This is a genomic window from Bacillus sp. JKS001846, assembly GCF_900176455.1.
Classification (GTDB): Bacteria; Bacillota; Bacilli; order Bacillales; family Bacillaceae_G; genus Bacillus_A; species Bacillus_A cereus.
In genome coordinates, this window is record NZ_FWYG01000001.1 from 3,724,575 (window position 1) to 3,742,537 (window position 17,963).

A 17,963-nucleotide genomic window follows, 5' to 3' on the forward strand; every position below is an offset into this window, starting at 1 on the left:
ACTAAGTGGAAGGATTGCGAATTACCTTATATAATATCGCCCTTTCCATCCACCTTTGTATTTGGTTGATTATTCATATAAGTTATTTTCGCCATAATACATCACCCCGTTCTTATTTTAATTATTCTCATTATATGGAATTCTCCTATAAAAAGCTACATTATTTTACGTAATTTTCAAATAACTTGTTTTTGAGCATTCTAATTTGTCCTCGATGACTAATTTCATCTTCTAGCACATGAAACCATAGATAGTGCTGGTTATATGCTACACCGTTAGGCCACTTTCTTTCTGACATGAGCCACTCATCACCTTGTTCACTTAAATACTTCAGAGATTCTTCTCGAACACTTTGTAGAAGTTGTACATAATACTTTATTTCATGACCACGGATTGCTCTACCCGCTTCCCCTAAATACAGTGCATCTTCCCATATTTCTAATTCTTCTTTTGTAAAGTCACGATCTTGAAATGAAATAAGCTGATGAACTTTTTCAATAGCTGCTATATGCTTTAATAAGGCGCCAATTGAATTTCCGCTGCTTTGCATAATTAAATCTAATTGCTCAACTGATAAATTTTTTACTTCGCCTAATGTTACAGCTCTCGTATGCTCAAGCAGGCTTACTAATTCCCCTATTTTTTTTGTATAACCATCTACACTTCTTATTCGATAATCTATATTCATATCACGCACCCCTTTCTGCATTCATATTATTGTAAAAATGATTCATATAATAGACTGAAATCTATCTAAATTTTCTGTTATAATTAATTTGAATACAAAATATACCCAAACAAACTTTCTCAATATGCTTATATGAAATATTAAAAGGAATCAATATGAAATAATCGAATCTTATTCACTAAAAGGAGTGGATTCGATGGAAATGTATCAATGGCTAACCGCTGTTCTCGTTGGTGGCATTACCGGCTTCGTTTCCCATCTAATCAATAACCAAGGTAAGTTATTGCTTCCACGCCGTTTGAAAACATTTTTTCATTTTGGATTTTTAACTGATATTTTTACTGGTAGCCTAGCCGCACTTCTTGGGCTCGTTTTATTCGATGTCACCGCAATAAAAGAAATTATAAAAGTATCCATTGTAACTGCTATTTCCGGTCAAACTTTTTTACTACATCAAGCTCTTGGTGGCGAACAGGCTAAAAATACGCAAATTGGGAAAGCTGATGAGAAGATTCAAGAAATTGACAAATTATTGCGACGTTAGTGTATACTTTCTTTTAAAATTATTGTTATAATGAGAAATAAATATTTTCTATTGCGTCGTTTGTCAGGAGAAAGGGTGTTTCGTATGACAAAAAAGAAAATAGAAGATTTCTTAACAAACTCCGAAAAAGAGGAACTGCTAGAAAACTATAAATGTTTACGAGAAGCCCGCACAAAAAGCGAAGCTAACTATTTTGGCGAAGCAGTAAACCATCTATTAAATAAAGCAAAACAACGAATTATTAAAGATGCAGGTATACATGATGAAAATGCTGCAACTGTTCAATCAAAGAGAAAAGCACTGTTTTAGCTACATTAGCTAAAACAGTGCTTTTTATTTAGAATTTTTTTCTTTCCATGCTATATTCTCTCTGCCTTTATCTTTCCATTTTTACAGTTTCAAAAGTCATCTAGACCTAAAGATCAACCTAATAATATTAGCCCACGCAAACCATTTTAATAATAGATAAAATAATTGAACTAGTAATGCTACAAACTAAATAAGTTTATTAAATCGCTTCTTTTAAATCTGAATGCGGATTTGGTCCGTATTGATTGTCATTTTCTTCACTTTCAATGATAAAAAATACAAGTAAAACAATGCTACCAAACGGTACAAAATTTAATAGTTGCCACCATCCCGTTTTCCCAATATCATGTAATCGTCGTGCACCAACCGAAAAACTTGGTATAATCATTACTAACATAAATAGCAACGCAATAATAGCAACTAACACCTCTGAAAATGATGATAAAAATAACAGTAGCCAAAAAATTACGATATTGGATAAACTAAAAATCCAGTACTCTTTTCGCGTAGCTCTACCACTAAAATTCCCATAATTCTTTAGAGCTTTCAAATACCATTGCATTTAAACCTCTCCCTTTTATCCCCAATAAAATTAAAATATGTAATTATTAACAGATAAGTAGAAATATAACACAACATTTATGTAAAATCCATATCCCCATCTAAATTGCCCTCTATTTAAATAGTTTTTTCCTTCGGCATTTTTCACATTACTTTCACATCTATTTCACAAATATAAGTAGTCCGATATGCTAAACTAAGTATATCCTTTTCCAAGGAACTATATGCCGATATATAAATCCCTATCTTTATAGGGATTTTTATTTTTTGATTCCTCATAACTTTGTTACAATACATTTCTTCTACTATCTCTATACTTTTAGTAACCACTTTAATTAAAAGCACATTCATGTATTCACACTCTTATTAATTCTGATTTGCGAAATATTTATACAAGCTTTATGATGCAATTCCTGTTTCACTATTTTCAGTAATTTTTTCACTTTTTCTAAACAAAAATAAAGCTCCTATATATAGTAACGCAGTAAAACTACCTATAAGTATAAAATTGTGAGATATTGCAAATAACATTCCAGCTATTGCCGCACCAATCATTTGACCAATGTACATAGAAGCATTTGCAAGCGCGGCTCCTGTTCCTCTTGCTACACTAGACATGTTTTGTAAGTGCCTCATCATTAATACAAACAAAATTCCTGTCACAAAAAATAAAGCAAAGAACAATAACTCCACCAATACAATGTTCTTTACATGAGGAAGTAATACATATAGCACTGCTGTAAATATAATTCCACCATAGAAAGAAAGGTTATAACCAATTTTATTTACGATTCTAGGACCAAAAATATTACCAATTAAATTTCCTAATCCTAATACGAGCATAGCTGTACCTACTTCATGAACTTGTAAGCCAAATTGAATGGAAAGCCATACACCAAAAAATGAAAATGCAGCAAAATTTCCGGTTTGAAAAACAAAGTATGCAAAATAAGAAAGTGAAACCTTTGAATCTGTAAGTAATTGTTTATAACGCTGTAAAATCGCTTTTTTATTTCCACCTATATGAACCGACTGTATTTCTGGTAATACAACATAAATAAGAATGACAAGTAGTGCTGATAATATACCAATGAAATAGAATGGAATTGTATAATGTATCGTTGCTAAATAAGCTCCCAGTGGCAGCCCTAAAATTTGAGAGATTGATAACCCTGCTGTTGCAACACCAATTGCTTTCACAATTTGCTTCTTCTCTATAAGGAGCGGAATAGATGCCCACACTTGTGGAGATACAAAAGCTGCACTTACACCTGCTAAAAATCTAAATGTTAGCATCCATAAAAAACTCGGTGCAATTCCACAAAAAAACGTACTTATTGCAAAAAAACTCATACCTAGTACCATTACTTTTTTTCTGTTTAATCCATCTGATATAGGACCAGCCACAATCGCAAATCCAGCATACCCTAAAGCATACGAACTCACCATCCATCCTGACAACTCAGTTGAAACATGATACACCTGTTGCAATGTCGGCAACAGTGGTGAAATTAAGAAAGTATCTGTACCGATCATAAACATTATCATAAAAAATACAGCTAGTACTCTGTTCATTTAGACCTTCTCCTTATATAAACAGAGGGTACTCTCCCTCTGTTTAACTAATCTTCTAAAATAGATTGGATTTCTTTCATGACTCTTTCATTCAATGCAACATCTACCGCTTTCACACTTTCTCTTACCTGCTCTGCCCGCTTTCCACCAGGTATAACAGTATCAATCCCTTCTTTATTTAATAACCATGCTAACGCTAAATGAGACACTTCAATATCATTTTCTTTAGCTAGCCCTTTTAACTTATTCACTTTCTTAAAATTACTCTTATATGTATTTTCTTCAAATAGATTTACATTTTGACGCCAATCGACTTCATTTAATTTAAAATCTTCTGTATATTTTCCGCCTAATATTCCAAAAGCAAGAGGCCCATATGGAATAAATGAAATACCTGCTTCTATACAATACGGCAACAGTTCTTCCTCAGCTGTACGTTCTAACATATTGTATGGAGATTGTACAACATCTATATGACCATGTTGATTCGCCTCTTTTAATTGTTCTATGTTTACGTTCGATATTCCAATTGAACGAATTTTCCCTTCTTCTTTTAAATGAGTAAGCTCTCCGATTGAATCTATGTAACTTGTTTCAGGATTTGTAAAGTGTAAATAATATAAATCAATATATTCAGTCTGTAATCTTCTTAAGCTATTTTCCACAGCATTCCTTAAATAACTTGGTTCATTGTTAATATAAGTTTCTCCATTTAACAACGGTTGAATTCCACCTTTTGTAGCAAGTATAAACTCATGACGTTTTCCCTTTAATACTTCTCCTACTAATTCCTCCGATCTACCGAAACCATATGAATCTGCTGTATCAAAAAATGTAATCCCTTGCTGAATAGCTTCTTCTACTAATCGCTTTCCTTCTTCTTCATTCACATCAGCATATAAATTATGTCCCCCTACTGCATTTGTACCTAAACCCAACTTTGAAATATTTAATCCTGCCTTTTGCAATTTTATATACTTCATTTTTTCTCCCCCTATATTTCTATTATTCGAATATATTCGAACAATAGAAATATACCACTTTATATGTTATAGTGCAAATATCTTAACTTATACAAGTAGGTGAAATATGCGTACACTCTATCATCCAAATCGAGAAGAAATTCAATTTTCTTCTGTCTTATATGCACTTAGCGATCAAATTCGTTTACAAATTGTAAATATGTTACTAGAGAAAAATGAACAATCTTGTGGTGCTTTAAACATCCCTGTTGCAAAATCAACTTTATCTCACCATTTCAAAGTTTTACGTGAGTCAGGTGTTATGTACACGCGCCTTGAAGGAACACAACGTTTCATTTCAATTCGTGAAGAAGATTTAAATGCTAGATTCCCAGGTTTATTACAAGTTGTATTACATGCGACAGAGCCATATTAAAAAAACATCTCATATTCATATGAGATGTTTTTTTAATATGGCTATTCTTTTAATAAATCTATTAATCCATTCCCTTCAGATGTACGTTCGTACCCTAAAGGTACAGTTCTTTTAATGAGTTGTGCATATATTTCCGGCTCGGATAACTTTCGACCGTATTCTTTCTCACACTGTTTAATGAGCAAGGCGAGCGCTCCAGCAACATGCGGCGTCGCCATGGAAGTTCCACTTAACACAGCATATTTTCCTTCTGGATACGTAGATAATATTTCATCACCTGGCGCTACTAGATCAATTTCTTGATTTGAATTACTAAAACATGCAATCTTCCGCTCTAAATTAACGGCACCAACTTCAATTACCTCGGAGTACGCACCCGGAAAGTCTAGTTCCTCTGTTTCATCATCGCAATCTCCATTATTTCCAGCAGCACATACAACGAGAACATCCTGCTTTACCGCATTTTGAATTGCTTCATGTAATTCTGGAACATCTTGCGGACCACCAAGTGACATTGAAATAATTCTCACTTTCTCTTGATTCGGCCCTCTCCAATTTACAGCATAATGAATTGCCTCAATAATTTGCTCATAACTTCCAGAACCATCTCCCGCTAAAACTTTTAATACTAACATTTTAGCAAGTGGTGCAACTCCTAATACACCGACACCATTTTCAGTCGCGGCAATCGTTCCCGCAACATGAGTACCATGTCCGTTATTATCAAGATACACATTTGGATCAGCTTCATAATCTTTTGTGAAATTTCTTCCGCCGATAATACGATCTTTTAAATCTATATGATTAGTATCACACCCTGTATCTAATACGGCAACGACTACATCTTGCCCCTTCATACTCTTTTCCCATACTTGCGGAGCGTGAATCAGTTGCACACCTGGTGGAATTTCATTTACTTGTTCTACCACCTTATTTACGGTAAACGGAATCAATTGTATACCTTTTTGTTTATTCACTGTACTACTCATCGTAATCCCTCCTGAAAATGTATTATTTTCATTTCAGACCACTTTTGAATACGTGTAAATGTAACATTCGTTTTATTCTTTTTGTTTTCCTTCTTTTCAAATATTTCTCAACATCATTTACTACCTCTATAATACTTCTTTATTTTCCCTATGATTTGTAGGAAGTAACACCGAGTCGTTCAACTAATAACCAAAATAAGAGGACCAATTAATGGTCCTCTTACAGTCTTTTAAAAGAATGATATGTATTTGAAAAATAATATAAATTAAGACTAAACCTCACTCTTGTTTAAAAACTTTTCTATTTCTTTTACTAAATATTCCGCTCCCTCTATACCAACTGTAATATTTCCATTTGCTAATGTAATATTCTGCCCTGAAACATCACCTGTGATTTGGCAAGCATTGTAAGGTTGATATTTTTGTAAAATGATTTTATCTGCTTCTACAAAAATTTCAAGCGGTGATTTGATTTGTATTCCCAATACATCGCGTAATTCTTTAGGGATAACAATTCGTCCTAATTCGTCTACTTTTCGAATAACTCCTGTTGCTTTCATATTTCTCCCCCCTTACTCTCTATTAATTTTTTCACCTCGCTTTTTCCATTTTATCACTTTTTGACAATACTTGCCTCTTTTTAGAAAATTTTGTACTCGAGTTAAAAAAACACATTTAATGCATACGTAATCTCTCTTTCAATTGTTTTACATAACGGGATCTTATAAGTAAGAAGTATACAACTTGAATAACTATGAAAATACTTAATACAACTGTATTTTCTTTAAACAATGAGTACTCAAACATTTGCCCTAACGCCGTTAAGGCTACTGCTCCATGTAATGTTGCAACACCAATTGGAACGAAGAATAAAAGCGCCAATCGAATTGTAACTACCTTCGATAATTCCCTACTTGTCAATCCAACTTTACGAATCATTTCGAACAAACGAACATCATCCTCCAAATCGGAGAATAAACGGAAGTAAAGGAAACTTCCTGCGCAAACGAAAAATACTATACCAATAAAGAAACCTACAAATAAAATCGGTCCTGCAATTTGTAAACTTTGGTTTTGCTCGTACTCTTCCGCACTAAACGTTGAATATTCTTGATACGGTTTAATTTGATGCGTAAGCTCTTTACCAATTTCAATCTCATCTTTCGTTCTTTCAGTTTTATACATATAATCTTTTGTCTCTATAAACCCATCTTGTAATGAATCATATTGATTATTAGAGATTACATAAACATTTCCTCTTAATATTTTCCCCAATGAAGATGAAGTAACTTTTTTCACTTTTAAATTTTCATTCATATTAGGTAAAGTAATTTCTTTTCTTTCTTTCATCGTTGGCCCTGGTATATTAGCTGACAAAAATACAACTTCTTTATTTGCTACAGTATTAAATGGTTCTCCTGTTAACTTTGCATATTTCTTATAGTCTGATTCTTTTATAAAAATGGCGCTTCTTAACGACTGTTCCTCCGTTTTCTTTGTCGAAATATTAGTTTTTGAAGCTGCTATACTATGTTTCTTTAATCCTTTGTCAATCATTTGTATATGCTGTGATTCGTTACTATTCCCTTGCTTAGAATGGTAATGAAACGAAATCGGTCTCTCCATTATCCCTTTCGTCATGGATGCGAAGCCAACTAATGTCCCTATTGCGGAAAATGCTACAGTAGAAATAATGGTTACAATAAAGAACATTCTTGCGTTATCTCTCATGCGATACGCTAAATCTGATAACGTAATAATATTAGTCTGTGTCCAATAGAAACGTTTACTTTTTTTACATAATCGAATAATAAAGACACTCAGCTGCTTGTACAACAAATACGTCCCAATAATAACTACCGTTGTAACAGGAATCATCATAATAAATACCATTGCTCCATGTGATAGAAGAGCTCCTACATAGCCAGCACTAAGCAATACTACTGCTAATATGGAAGAAATGATTGATGCTTTCGGTTCAGGTTTCGCCTCTGCCGATCCTCTAAACAACTTCATAATCTTATTTTTACGAATCATTCCTGCACTAAACAATGATATGATCATAAATAAAATAAAAAACATAATACTCGTTACAACAATTGCTTTCATCGGTATGTAATAGGATAAGGAGATATCTAGTTTCAATATCATCGGAGCGACAAATAGTAATACCCCTGAAAATAACATACCTGAAAGAATACCAAAAATAATTGCCCCTATTCCAATCATAATATTTTCAAAAAAGATTAGACGCTTTAATTGATATTTCGTCATACCTAACATCATTAAAATCCCTAGTTCACGCTTTCTCGTTTTTAAAAACATTCCCATCGAATATAAAATAAAGAAGAATGTAAATAAGTAAATAATAGACTGTGCAAAAGACATACTTACGAATACGTACTGACCTAATTCTCCTGCACTTAATGCCGGATGAAACGCAAAAAATGAATACACAAAAAAGGCCATAATTGCAAATGCACTACTCAAAAAATAGGCTGAGTATGTCCGTCTATTTCGGGTTACATTCCGATATGCTAGTTCTCTAATGTTCATATTACTTCTCCGCCCTTCTACTATCTATGTTTTTATATTAGTAAAGTGCGGAAATACCTTCCATCGATTCAAATGACAAAAACCTTACATTTTTGAAAGGTTTAAAAAAATTGCTTATACGTAGTACTTTATTTATAATGACTACATTCATATTCATACACACATCCTATTGTATATTCGTTAATTTTGCGAAATAATAAAGGATAGAAGTATGTACCATTATACATATAAACTTAATTACCGCTTTAATATGAATAGGAGGAAACATAATGACATTACAAGAACAGATTATGAAAGCATTACATGTTCAGCCTGTAATTGATCCAAAAGTTGAAATTCGTAAACGAGTTGATTTCTTAAAGGATTATGTAAAAAAAACAGGTGCAAAAGGATTTGTACTTGGTATTAGCGGCGGACAAGACTCTACATTAGCAGGACGCTTAGCACAACTTGCAGTTGAAGAAATTCGTAACGAAGGTGGTAATGCAACGTTTATCGCCGTGCGTCTTCCTTATAAAGTACAAAAAGATGAAGATGATGCACAATTAGCATTACAATTCATTCAAGCAGATCAATCTGTTGCATTTGATATTGCTTCAACTGTTGATGCTTTTTCAAATCAATATGAAAACTTATTGGGTGAATCATTAACAGATTTCAATAAAGGTAACGTGAAAGCACGTATCCGTATGGTTACTCAATATGCAATTGGTGGACAAAAAGGGCTACTTGTTATCGGAACAGATCACGCTGCAGAAGCTGTAACAGGGTTCTTTACAAAATTCGGAGATGGTGGTGCAGATTTATTACCATTAACGGGATTAACGAAGCGCCAAGGACGTGCATTATTACAAGAGTTAGGTGCAGACGAGCGACTTTACTTAAAAATGCCAACAGCTGATTTATTAGATGAAAAACCAGGTCAAGCTGATGAAACAGAGTTAGGTATTACTTATGATCAATTAGATGATTATTTAGAAGGTAAAGCAGTTCCAGCTGACGTTGCAGAGAAAATTGAAAAACGTTACACAGTGAGTGAGCATAAAAGACAAGTACCAGCGTCAATGTTTGATGATTGGTGGAAATAAATTAAACATAAAAAAGAAGCTAATCTTCATTTAGCTTCTTTTTTATATGTTAACGATATACCCCTACTCTTTTCTCCAATAAATCTTGCAGGCAATCTTCATGTTGTTTACAAAATAACGGTGGCATGTCGTCTAACGGGAAAAACTTCAAATCCAGCGTTTCATCACCATCTACTTTTTTGTCACCTCCAACTATTGAGAATGAAAAGAACATCACAATTGACTGAGCCTTGTCTCCATTTGGATATGATTGAAAATATTTTGTATACACTCCAATAAGCTCATTTATTTCTACATCATACCCGGTTTCTTCTTTGATTTCTCGGATTGCAGTTTCCGCAGCTGATTCTCCTATCTCCATTGCACCACCTGGAAATCCCCAAGCGTTAAAGTCTCCTCTTTTTTGCAGTAATACTTCTCCTTCTTTATTAAATACACAACCACCGGCAAAGTTTAAGAAAACATAATCATGTCCTACTTTTTCACGTAATTCTTTTATATAATTGGCCATTCTCTTTCCCCTTTTCATACCTCTTCTATCGCTATTTCTTATCTTTTTCAAGCAATTCAATGATTCGATCTAGCTTCTGGTTCATATTAATCACGTGGTGTTTCTTTGCAGCACTGCTTTGTAATACTCTTCTAATAAACAAAGTAAATGATATGAAAAACAAAACGATAAGTCCGATTACTAAACAAGTATATATCAATGTAAAAATATTACTTTCGAACAAGTTCATTCCACATTCACATCCTTATCCATTTATTCTATCACACAATTCTTAATATTCAAAAGCAATCAATTAATAAAAAAAGCACCTTTTACAGATGCTTTTTCCCATTGCTTAATACGTAAATGTAATTGTCGCTAATGAATAACCCGCCAATGCACTGTAAGGCGCTACTTGATAAGACACACGCTTTGCACCTTTTGGCCAATTTATTTCATTTAATACTTTCTTTATATCTTGCATCGTTCCATCCATGGACTGCTTATATCGCACTTCTACTTTTTCTGGCTTGGCTGCAAACTGTTGCTGCAACTTTTTCTTAAATTCATTATAATTTTCTGCTCCGTATTCTGCAGATAAGTATTGTAAATTTGTTTCTTTTAACATCTGCTCATATACGACAGTTTTTGAGCTACCAGCTTTTATTTTATTTGTTAATTCACCAAAATAACTTGTAGTTGCCGCTGGATATTTGCTACGATCCCATTCATGATCTTTACTTAACTGTTCGTCAGACATATTAAAATATGAGTAAGTTACACGCCCTGCTTTATCTGGTACTGGATCATCAAATGTAGTATCTAGGTGATACCATTTGTTTTCAATGTTCACTAAATTCCACGCGTGAGCTTGTCCATTTCCTGTGCCTGTTACAATATGATTTTGAATACCTGCCTCTTTTAACAACTCATACGTTAATAATGTATATCCTTGGCAAACGGCAGAACGATTCGCTAATGCTTCATATGCTGTATACGCTTGATAAGACGTATCATAAGACACATGCTTAACAACGTAATCGTGAATAGCTTTTACTTTCTCATGCTCATCCATCCCTAGTTTTACAATTGATCCAACAATTGATTTCGCCTGAGCTTTTACATATTGAGTTTGTTCTTTTGATTCACGGTATTTTACTTGCAGTGTAAACGTATAGTCCCCTGGCATTCCTTTAATAGAATATCTAGTAGACGCTACATTATATTTTACATACTCATCAGCATCTACAATTTTATTAAACTCACCATACAATTGATCCATAATATTTCTAGCATTTCTATCTTTTGTTTTATATGTGATTGTAATATTCTCTTCTCGATTATCAATCTGTTTTTTTAATTCTTTTCTGAAATCATCTAATAACTTTACATCTGATTGTGCTGTCACTGTAGTCGGATTTGTAGCTGCATAAGATACAGATGACGCTTGTAAGCCTCCCATTACTATAGTTGAACAAAGTGCGGCAGCTGTCACATACTTACTTGTCTTTCCCATCTTGTCACTCCTTATATTCTATAACTATACGAAAAAGTATCGTATAGTTTCAGAGTATACAATACTTTTTCGTATAGGTCATATGAGATTATGCATATTAACTAATTCACATAAAAAGGTTGTTCTTTTTAAAAGAACAACCTTTTTTCATTAGCATGTTTGTAATACGCAGCATGTATTTTCAAAACGTTGATTTTTCAAATCTTCATTACTAATACAGAAATATAGCATCCCTAGTTCTCCCCAAACCATATTACAATTTTTATGATCTGAATCAATTTGGAATAAAAGAGTCATTTGCTGCGGGTCTACTCCCATATATTCTCCCGTCTCATATAACACTTCTTCTTGTACAGAGAATGGCTCACCAAACATTTGATGGTTATCGTAGTTATCCGGAATTAGCTCTTCAAGTAATTGCAAGAAACGATCTGAATCAGCCTCATCTTCAATGAAAAGTTCTGGTAATTTGTATGTCAGTTCAAAAGTAATTGCACACTGGTTATATTTCGCTTGTACTTCATTTCCTCTTCGTAATTGCTCTACAGGAACATCATAATAAAGTACACCCCCAGCCTCTGTTAGCTTCACATTTTCTTCAAAATAATTTTCAATGCAAAAGAAATACAGCATCCCCGCCTTAGGAAGATTGTGATCCATACCAACGTTTTGTAAATCACTTAAGTTAAATTGCGCGATAAATTGTAGTGGATTTCCTTTATGCTTTGGATATTCAAATAAAGCTGGTAAATCAGGAACTCCTCCCATTTTCGAACTACCTATCGCAACAGTTTCCTGCTGCTTTGGCACAACTTTTATACAAGGAAATACAGTATTAATAAGTTCCTCTTTCAAGTGTGTTAGTTCATATTTATCAATTAATACTTCAATTTTTTTATTCATAAATTCTCCTTACATTTACATACTTATTTATATCATAGTACAAAGATTATACTTCATTCTTTACAAAATCAACAAGCCTCCAAAAAACGGGCTTATCCTTCGTACGCGAACAAGTTTAAAAAAGCATACTATACATTGTTCCTACAAACACGATAGTTCTTTAGTTCTTCCAGTACATTTTCCCCTCGTTCATTTTTATTTTTAATATAAGGAGGAATTCCACATGGGTTACGGATATAGTTGCGGCGGTTACGGTTACGGCGGTAGCTGTGGTGGTTGTGGTTACGGAGGTTTCGCTTTATTAATCGTTTTATTCATCCTTCTAATCATCATCGGAGCTAGCTGTTGGGGCGGCTTTGTAGGCTGCTAGTAAACTTAAAAACCATTGTAAAAAAGCACGTACAATACGTGCTTTTTTGCCATTTCCAAATCTTTTATTTGAAAGGAAGTATGTTTAATGAAGATTGATGGTGTTTTTGAAGGAGGCGGTGTGCGCGGTATTGCGCATGTTGGGGCAATTTGCGCGTTAGCCGAAAAAGGTTATGAATGGGAACGTGTAGCTGGAACATCAGCTGGTGCAATTATCGCGGCACTTTTAGCTGCAGGATATTCTTGTTCAGAGCTAAAAACCATTATAACTGATATCGATTATAACAAATTTACGAAGAAAACCTTTATTGACAAAATCCCCTTTATCGGAAAAGGACTAAGTGCATGGACTACTCTAGGTATATACTCTAATGTATTTATAGAAGAATGGATTGAAGAATTACTTCGAAAAAAAGGTGTTCATTTATTTACTGATTTACCGGATCTAAACAAACTCAAAATCATCGCTTCTGATATTAGTAATGGTAAAATGGTTGTCTTTCCTGACGACTTACCAAACTATGGATTTTTAAATTATCGCTTCTCTATCGCTAAAGCGGTAAGAATGAGTAGTACAATCCCCTTCTTCTTTGAACCCGTAAAATGGAGAACTCCAAAATGGAAGCAGCCTTGTTATATGGTTGACGGAGGAATTCTAAGTAATTATCCAATTTGGATCTTCGATTCACCTACCGCTCCTCGCTGGCCGACTTTCGGATTTCATTTTGTAAAAGATGAGATTCAAGCTGACCCTGCTCACTATAACGAGCCTATTTCTATGTTCAAAGGACTATTTAAAACAATGATGCAAGCTCATGATTTACGTCATTTAGATAAGGAATCAAAAGCAAGAACAATTACAATTCCAACAGGAACGATTACAAGTACTAATTTTGAACTGACGAAGGAAGAAAAAGACTGGCTTTACAATTCTGGTTATAACTCTGCTAATAAATTTTTACAAGCTTGGAACTTTAGGCAATATATTGATGAGTATAGAAAAGGAAATCAAGACCGAAAGACAAATCGATTTTTTCGTCAACTTGACTCATAATATTATTACTTTGCGTATAAATACGAGAACGTTTAACAACTTAATAGTAAATAAGCCTAGTAAATTCTTATATTACTAGACTTATTTACTTCCTATATAATCTCATACATTGTTTAAGGATACGTTAAGCCTTCGGCTTCTTCTGCAGTTATAACTATGTAACGATTTCCCGTTCTTAATCCTAACAGTTCTGCTTTTTCAATCGCCTCTTGCTTCGTCTCCGCATAAGCAGCTAAATATTTTTCTCCATTGATCATTTGGCAAATTACATATTGTTTCATTACTTTCTCCTCTTACTTTTTCATTAGTTGTGCAAGTTTTTTTATACCTATTTCAATTTCTTCTAACGTTGCGTATGAATACGATAGGCGCAAAAATTGATTTGCACTTCTATCATATAAAGTACCTGGGTTTAATAAAACCTTTTCTTGCAGAGCTTTATCAAATAAACTGCGATATGAAATGGGTACTTTTATATGTACCCATATATAAAACCCGCCTGTTGGTTCATGCCAAGTTGCTATTTCACGAAGATATTTATCTAACATTAGTAACATAAAATCTCTTCGTTTTTTCAATTCACTTCTTACAAATCGCAAATGCTCATCATATAGACCATTTGTAAACCACTCTGCTGCAATTTGCTGGGATATAGTGCTTGAACCATAATCTGTTTGCATCTTTATGTCTGACAATCTTTGAATTACTGGCTCGGGTCCAACAATCCATCCAATTCTTAAACCTGGACTAATTACTTTGGACATGCTTCCAATATGTAGTACGATTCCATTTTTATCATAGGCCTTTAAAGGTTTCGAACTAGGTGCATCAAACCATAAGTCTTGATACACTGCGTCCTCTATAATAGGTAATCCAATTTCATTACATATTTCCATCACTTCTATTCGTTTCTTCGCATTCATACTAAAGTTCGTTGGATTATGAAAAGACGGGATTGTATATAAAATAGAGGCATTAAATTGCTTCTTATATTTCTTAATATATGATGTATGTAACCCGCTTTCATCCATTGGGATTCCAATTAAACGTACTCCTGCTGATTGAAAAACATTAAGCGAATATAAATAGGATGGTTTCTCTAATAAGATTGATGCCCCTTTCGAAAGAAGCCCCATAGAAATAAGTTGCAGCGCTTGAATTGCTCCTGAAACAATTAATATAGAGTCAGGAGATACATATACGCCATGCTCCTTTAAGTATTCGGAAATCTTTTCCCTTAAATAAAGATTTCCTTTCGGCTCTTCATACCCAAGCGTCACATTTGACTTTAAAAGGTTATTCATAATTTCTTTCATCTTTTTCTCAGGTAAGAGACTCGGCGCGAGCTCACCTGTTCCTAACCGAATTACATGTGGGTAAAATTCAGCTTGATTAATCTCTTGAATAGCTGGGAGATTCGGATAATGAAGTCCTGTTTCTACATAAGACTGCCAATTAGGCGGGGGTGCGTAAGTTGAAACATTCTCATTATTATTTACAACAATTGTTCCTTTCCTGCCATTCCCTTCAATATATCCCTTCGCAACTAGTTCATCGAAAGCCATTACAATTGTGCTTCGATTCACACCAAATGTATGGGCCAAATCTCTTTGTGAAGGTAATTTCGTTCCAACGGTCCATTCTCCATTAACGATCCTTTCTTTTATATACGTTTCTATTTGTTTATACAGCGGCGTCGCTAGAGACATATCCGGTTTCCAAACGAATCTTTCCATCATATCACCTTATATTCTTTTTGGTTGGTAACCTCCCCAACCATATGGATGGATACAAATTTTCATTTCTTCTATACAATATACACTATCATAATGAATTAAAATAGGAGGTAATATGATGAGTGAAGCAATTATTCATGGTATCATTCTTGCATTTGGACTTATCATTCCATTAGGTGTACAAAATGTTTTTGTCTTTAACCAAGGTGCGAGCCAACCAAACATTTGGAGGGCAGCCCCTGTAGTATTAACTGCCTCTATATGTGATACGTTACTCATATTGATTGCAGTGCAAGGTGTCTCCCTTGTACTCCTTACTTTTTCTTGGCTAACTAACTCATTATATATAATTGGATTTTTCTTTCTCGTATACATGGGCTTTGTTATTTGGAGAAGTAGCCCTTCCAACGATGTAACACAAGAAAAAAGTATGCCCTTAAAAAAGCAAATCCTTTTCGCAGCATCAGTTTCGTTATTAAATCCACATGCTATTTTAGACACAATCGGTGTAATTGGAACAAATTCTATTCAATACATAGGAAGTGAAAAATGGGCTTTCACACTTGCAACTATTATCGTTTCTTGGATTTGGTTTATAAGCTTAGCTTTAGCGGGGAAATTTCTAAAAAGACTAGACTCAACCGGAAAGACAATTTTATTATTAAATAAATTTTCTGGTCTCATCATATGGGGTGTCGCACTTTATATGTTAAAACAAGTTATTTATTCTTAATGAACGAAAGAGAATTGCATGTTACTCAAAACATCATGCAATTCTCTTACAAATTATGAAGTAGGTTCCGGTTTCTGTTTTACCGCCTTTGCATCCTTTGCTGGTTTAATCCAAATGATTGCTATGACAGCACCAATGGCAGCGAAAATACTAGTCAAATAAAACACTTCATGGTCCGCCCCTTTCATGAAAAAAGAATATAAAGGTGGTCCAGCTGCTACACCGATAAATCGCATTGAACTGTAAAATGACGTAACTGTTCCCCTTTGCTCCTTTTCAATTCCTTGTGTAATGAGGGCATCTAAACATGGGAGTGCCATACCAATCCCTATCCCCATAATAACGAGACAAAGAAGTAGTAAATAAATCCCTTTTATAAATAAAGGAATGATGACTGATGCAGCTGCCATTAAAAACCCAATATAGATACACTTCTTCATAACATTTTGATTATCTCCAATTTTTTTACCGGCCATATATGAACTAAGTGACAGTACAAGTAACGGGATAGCAAGCACACACCCTTTCCATATACCATGAATGTCATACTTTGATTCCAGTATAGTCGACAAATAAAAGAGAATTCCGAATAAAATAAGCATAATAATTGCACCTAATGCAAAAATGGCAATTAACCATCTTCCTTTTTCTCGAAACGTAGACAGAATAGATTTTATAAACTCTTTAAGTGGTGGTACTTCTCCTTCTTGTTTCTTTGCCTTTACTAGAACAAGTAATAAAACAATTGATACTACGCATAAAATTGGAATCGCCCAAAATGGTAAGAACCATACAACGGCAGCAAGAGCAGACCCTAAAATAGGGCTCAGCACTTTCCCAAATGTATTGGATGTTTCTATGATTCCTAAACCTGTACTAACTTGTTTTTCGTCTTTGTATAAATCACCAACACACGGTATAACAACTGGCATTGCACCAGCAGCACCAATACCTTGAATCGCTCTACCAATCAATATCCAATTGTAGGGATTATCAACTTTCCAAGATACCCAACCAGTTATCGCTCCTCCTATAGCTGCAATCAGCAAACTCGGAACCATTACCATCTTTCGTCCCCATCTATCTGATAAATAACCAGCAATCGGTATAAGTAGAATGGCTACGATAGAGTAAATTGTAATAATCATGGATACTTGAAACGATGAAATATGTAATTTCTTTTCAATAGTCGGCAGAATTGGGATGAGCATTGAATTCCCTAATGTCATAACAAGTGGAACTGATGCAAGCGCAATTAAACAACAGTTTTCTTTTTTTAACATGTTGGCTTCGAAACCTTTCATCATATATTTCTTACCATATAATAGCCCCGCTGGAACGTAACTTTTCATTCCACCAGGGCTATTACATCTTTACTACTTCCCATTCACAACAAAAGAAATTGGGGAAATTATAGTATTATTCCTATTCTTTGAATCCAGTTCACAATATAT

22 protein-coding genes are annotated in these 17,963 nt (G+C 34.1%); 7 read left to right on the forward strand and 15 right to left on the reverse strand.

All coding sequences use genetic code 11. The annotated features are described in order from the left end of the window. Positions 1 to 160 precede the first annotated feature (160 nt). Positions 161 to 688 (reverse strand): DinB family protein, encoded by a 528-nt coding sequence (locus B9A45_RS19860; protein ID WP_001018100.1) that lies wholly within the window; start codon positions 686 to 688, stop codon positions 161 to 163. 196 nt (positions 689 to 884) lie between these two features. On the opposite strand from B9A45_RS19860, the gene B9A45_RS19865 reads away from it, so the two are divergent. Beyond that, a complete protein-coding gene (locus B9A45_RS19865; protein WP_000426317.1) occupies positions 885 to 1,232 on the forward strand; it encodes a DUF4257 domain-containing protein in 348 nt (115 codons plus the stop codon). 84 nt (positions 1,233 to 1,316) lie between these two features. After that, a complete protein-coding gene (locus B9A45_RS19870) occupies positions 1,317 to 1,541 on the forward strand; it encodes a hypothetical protein (RefSeq protein WP_000162602.1) in 225 nt (74 codons plus the stop codon). 199 nt (positions 1,542 to 1,740) lie between these two features. Here B9A45_RS19870 and B9A45_RS19875 read toward each other — a convergent pair whose 3' ends face one another. The 4 genes from B9A45_RS19875 to B9A45_RS19890 form a co-directional block, all read right to left on the reverse strand. Continuing rightward, positions 1,741 to 2,103, reverse strand: coding sequence for a DUF805 domain-containing protein (locus B9A45_RS19875; RefSeq protein WP_001198794.1), 363 nt, complete (start codon positions 2,101 to 2,103; stop codon positions 1,741 to 1,743). Between the two features lie 143 nt (positions 2,104 to 2,246). Then, positions 2,247 to 2,453: a hypothetical protein gene (locus B9A45_RS33240; protein ID WP_001101741.1), complete on the reverse strand. Its 207-nt coding sequence runs from the start codon at positions 2,451 to 2,453 to the stop codon at positions 2,247 to 2,249. A gap of 48 nt (positions 2,454 to 2,501) precedes the next feature. Beyond that, positions 2,502 to 3,677, reverse strand: coding sequence for an MFS transporter (locus B9A45_RS19885; RefSeq protein ID WP_058840107.1), 1,176 nt, complete (start codon positions 3,675 to 3,677; stop codon positions 2,502 to 2,504). A gap of 47 nt (positions 3,678 to 3,724) precedes the next feature. Then, positions 3,725 to 4,660 (reverse strand): aldo/keto reductase, encoded by a 936-nt coding sequence (locus tag B9A45_RS19890; protein ID WP_000874082.1) that lies wholly within the window; start codon positions 4,658 to 4,660, stop codon positions 3,725 to 3,727. 106 nt (positions 4,661 to 4,766) lie between these two features. Here B9A45_RS19890 and B9A45_RS19895 point away from each other — a divergent pair, with 106 nt between their 5' ends. After that, complete coding sequence (locus B9A45_RS19895; RefSeq protein WP_001259906.1) at positions 4,767 to 5,075, forward strand: ArsR/SmtB family transcription factor; 309 nt, start codon at positions 4,767 to 4,769, stop codon at positions 5,073 to 5,075. A 41-nt stretch (positions 5,076 to 5,116) separates the two neighbouring features. On the opposite strand, the gene B9A45_RS19900 is transcribed toward B9A45_RS19895, so the two are convergent. The 3 genes from B9A45_RS19900 to B9A45_RS19910 all read right to left on the reverse strand — a co-directional run bounded on the left by B9A45_RS19900 (position 5,117) and on the right by B9A45_RS19910 (position 8,620). After that, positions 5,117 to 6,064, reverse strand: a complete 948-nt coding sequence (locus B9A45_RS19900) for a serine protease (RefSeq protein WP_000099753.1) — start codon at positions 6,062 to 6,064, stop codon at positions 5,117 to 5,119. 272 nt (positions 6,065 to 6,336) lie between these two features. Beyond that, positions 6,337 to 6,624 (reverse strand): AbrB/MazE/SpoVT family DNA-binding domain-containing protein, encoded by a 288-nt coding sequence (locus B9A45_RS19905; protein ID WP_000648325.1) that lies wholly within the window; start codon positions 6,622 to 6,624, stop codon positions 6,337 to 6,339. Positions 6,625 to 6,739: 115 nt separating this feature from the next. After that, on the reverse strand, positions 6,740 to 8,620 hold the full coding sequence (locus B9A45_RS19910) for an FtsX-like permease family protein (RefSeq protein ID WP_001026002.1): 1,881 nt from the start codon (positions 8,618 to 8,620) through the stop codon (positions 6,740 to 6,742). A 269-nt stretch (positions 8,621 to 8,889) separates the two neighbouring features. Between B9A45_RS19910 and nadE the strand changes: the two genes are divergently transcribed. Then, complete coding sequence (gene nadE, locus B9A45_RS19915; RefSeq protein WP_000174901.1) at positions 8,890 to 9,708, forward strand: ammonia-dependent NAD(+) synthetase; 819 nt, start codon at positions 8,890 to 8,892, stop codon at positions 9,706 to 9,708. Between the two features lie 49 nt (positions 9,709 to 9,757). On the opposite strand, the gene B9A45_RS19920 is transcribed toward nadE, so the two are convergent. The 4 genes from B9A45_RS19920 to B9A45_RS19935 all read right to left on the reverse strand — a co-directional run bounded on the left by B9A45_RS19920 (position 9,758) and on the right by B9A45_RS19935 (position 12,617). After that, positions 9,758 to 10,219 (reverse strand): NUDIX hydrolase, encoded by a 462-nt coding sequence (locus B9A45_RS19920; protein ID WP_000024999.1) that lies wholly within the window; start codon positions 10,217 to 10,219, stop codon positions 9,758 to 9,760. A gap of 31 nt (positions 10,220 to 10,250) precedes the next feature. After that, entirely contained in the window at positions 10,251 to 10,448 is a 198-nt protein-coding gene (locus B9A45_RS19925; protein WP_001048102.1) for a DUF4083 domain-containing protein, read from the reverse strand. A 105-nt stretch (positions 10,449 to 10,553) separates the two neighbouring features. Beyond that, positions 10,554 to 11,714, reverse strand: coding sequence for a transglutaminase domain-containing protein (locus B9A45_RS19930; protein WP_000520856.1), 1,161 nt, complete (start codon positions 11,712 to 11,714; stop codon positions 10,554 to 10,556). Positions 11,715 to 11,864: 150 nt separating this feature from the next. Continuing rightward, positions 11,865 to 12,617, reverse strand: coding sequence for a YwqG family protein (locus B9A45_RS19935; RefSeq protein WP_070757529.1), 753 nt, complete (start codon positions 12,615 to 12,617; stop codon positions 11,865 to 11,867). A 223-nt stretch (positions 12,618 to 12,840) separates the two neighbouring features. On the opposite strand from B9A45_RS19935, the gene B9A45_RS19940 reads away from it, so the two are divergent. Then, the gene (locus B9A45_RS19940) at positions 12,841 to 12,987 is read left to right on the forward strand and encodes a YjcZ family sporulation protein (protein ID WP_000540425.1); all 147 of its coding nucleotides are present in this window, start codon (positions 12,841 to 12,843) and stop codon (positions 12,985 to 12,987) included. Positions 12,988 to 13,074: 87 nt separating this feature from the next. After that, positions 13,075 to 14,040, forward strand: coding sequence for a patatin-like phospholipase family protein (locus B9A45_RS19945; RefSeq protein WP_000686789.1), 966 nt, complete (start codon positions 13,075 to 13,077; stop codon positions 14,038 to 14,040). A 113-nt stretch (positions 14,041 to 14,153) separates the two neighbouring features. Here the strand turns inward: B9A45_RS19945 and B9A45_RS19950 are convergent, their stop codons facing one another. Both B9A45_RS19950 and B9A45_RS19955 read right to left on the reverse strand, forming a co-directional pair. After that, complete coding sequence (locus B9A45_RS19950) at positions 14,154 to 14,321, reverse strand: DUF3933 family protein (protein WP_000816389.1); 168 nt, start codon at positions 14,319 to 14,321, stop codon at positions 14,154 to 14,156. A 12-nt stretch (positions 14,322 to 14,333) separates the two neighbouring features. Beyond that, positions 14,334 to 15,776: an aminotransferase-like domain-containing protein gene (locus B9A45_RS19955; protein WP_000439399.1), complete on the reverse strand. Its 1,443-nt coding sequence runs from the start codon at positions 15,774 to 15,776 to the stop codon at positions 14,334 to 14,336. A gap of 118 nt (positions 15,777 to 15,894) precedes the next feature. Here B9A45_RS19955 and B9A45_RS19960 point away from each other — a divergent pair, with 118 nt between their 5' ends. Further along, positions 15,895 to 16,509 (forward strand): LysE/ArgO family amino acid transporter, encoded by a 615-nt coding sequence (locus tag B9A45_RS19960; protein ID WP_084064659.1) that lies wholly within the window; start codon positions 15,895 to 15,897, stop codon positions 16,507 to 16,509. Positions 16,510 to 16,562: 53 nt separating this feature from the next. Here B9A45_RS19960 and B9A45_RS19965 read toward each other — a convergent pair whose 3' ends face one another. Beyond that, positions 16,563 to 17,792 carry an MFS transporter gene (locus tag B9A45_RS19965; protein WP_033667350.1) on the reverse strand — a complete coding sequence of 410 codons (1,230 nt, stop codon included), beginning with the start codon at positions 17,790 to 17,792 and terminating at the stop codon, positions 16,563 to 16,565. Positions 17,793 to 17,963: the final 171 nt, after the last annotated feature.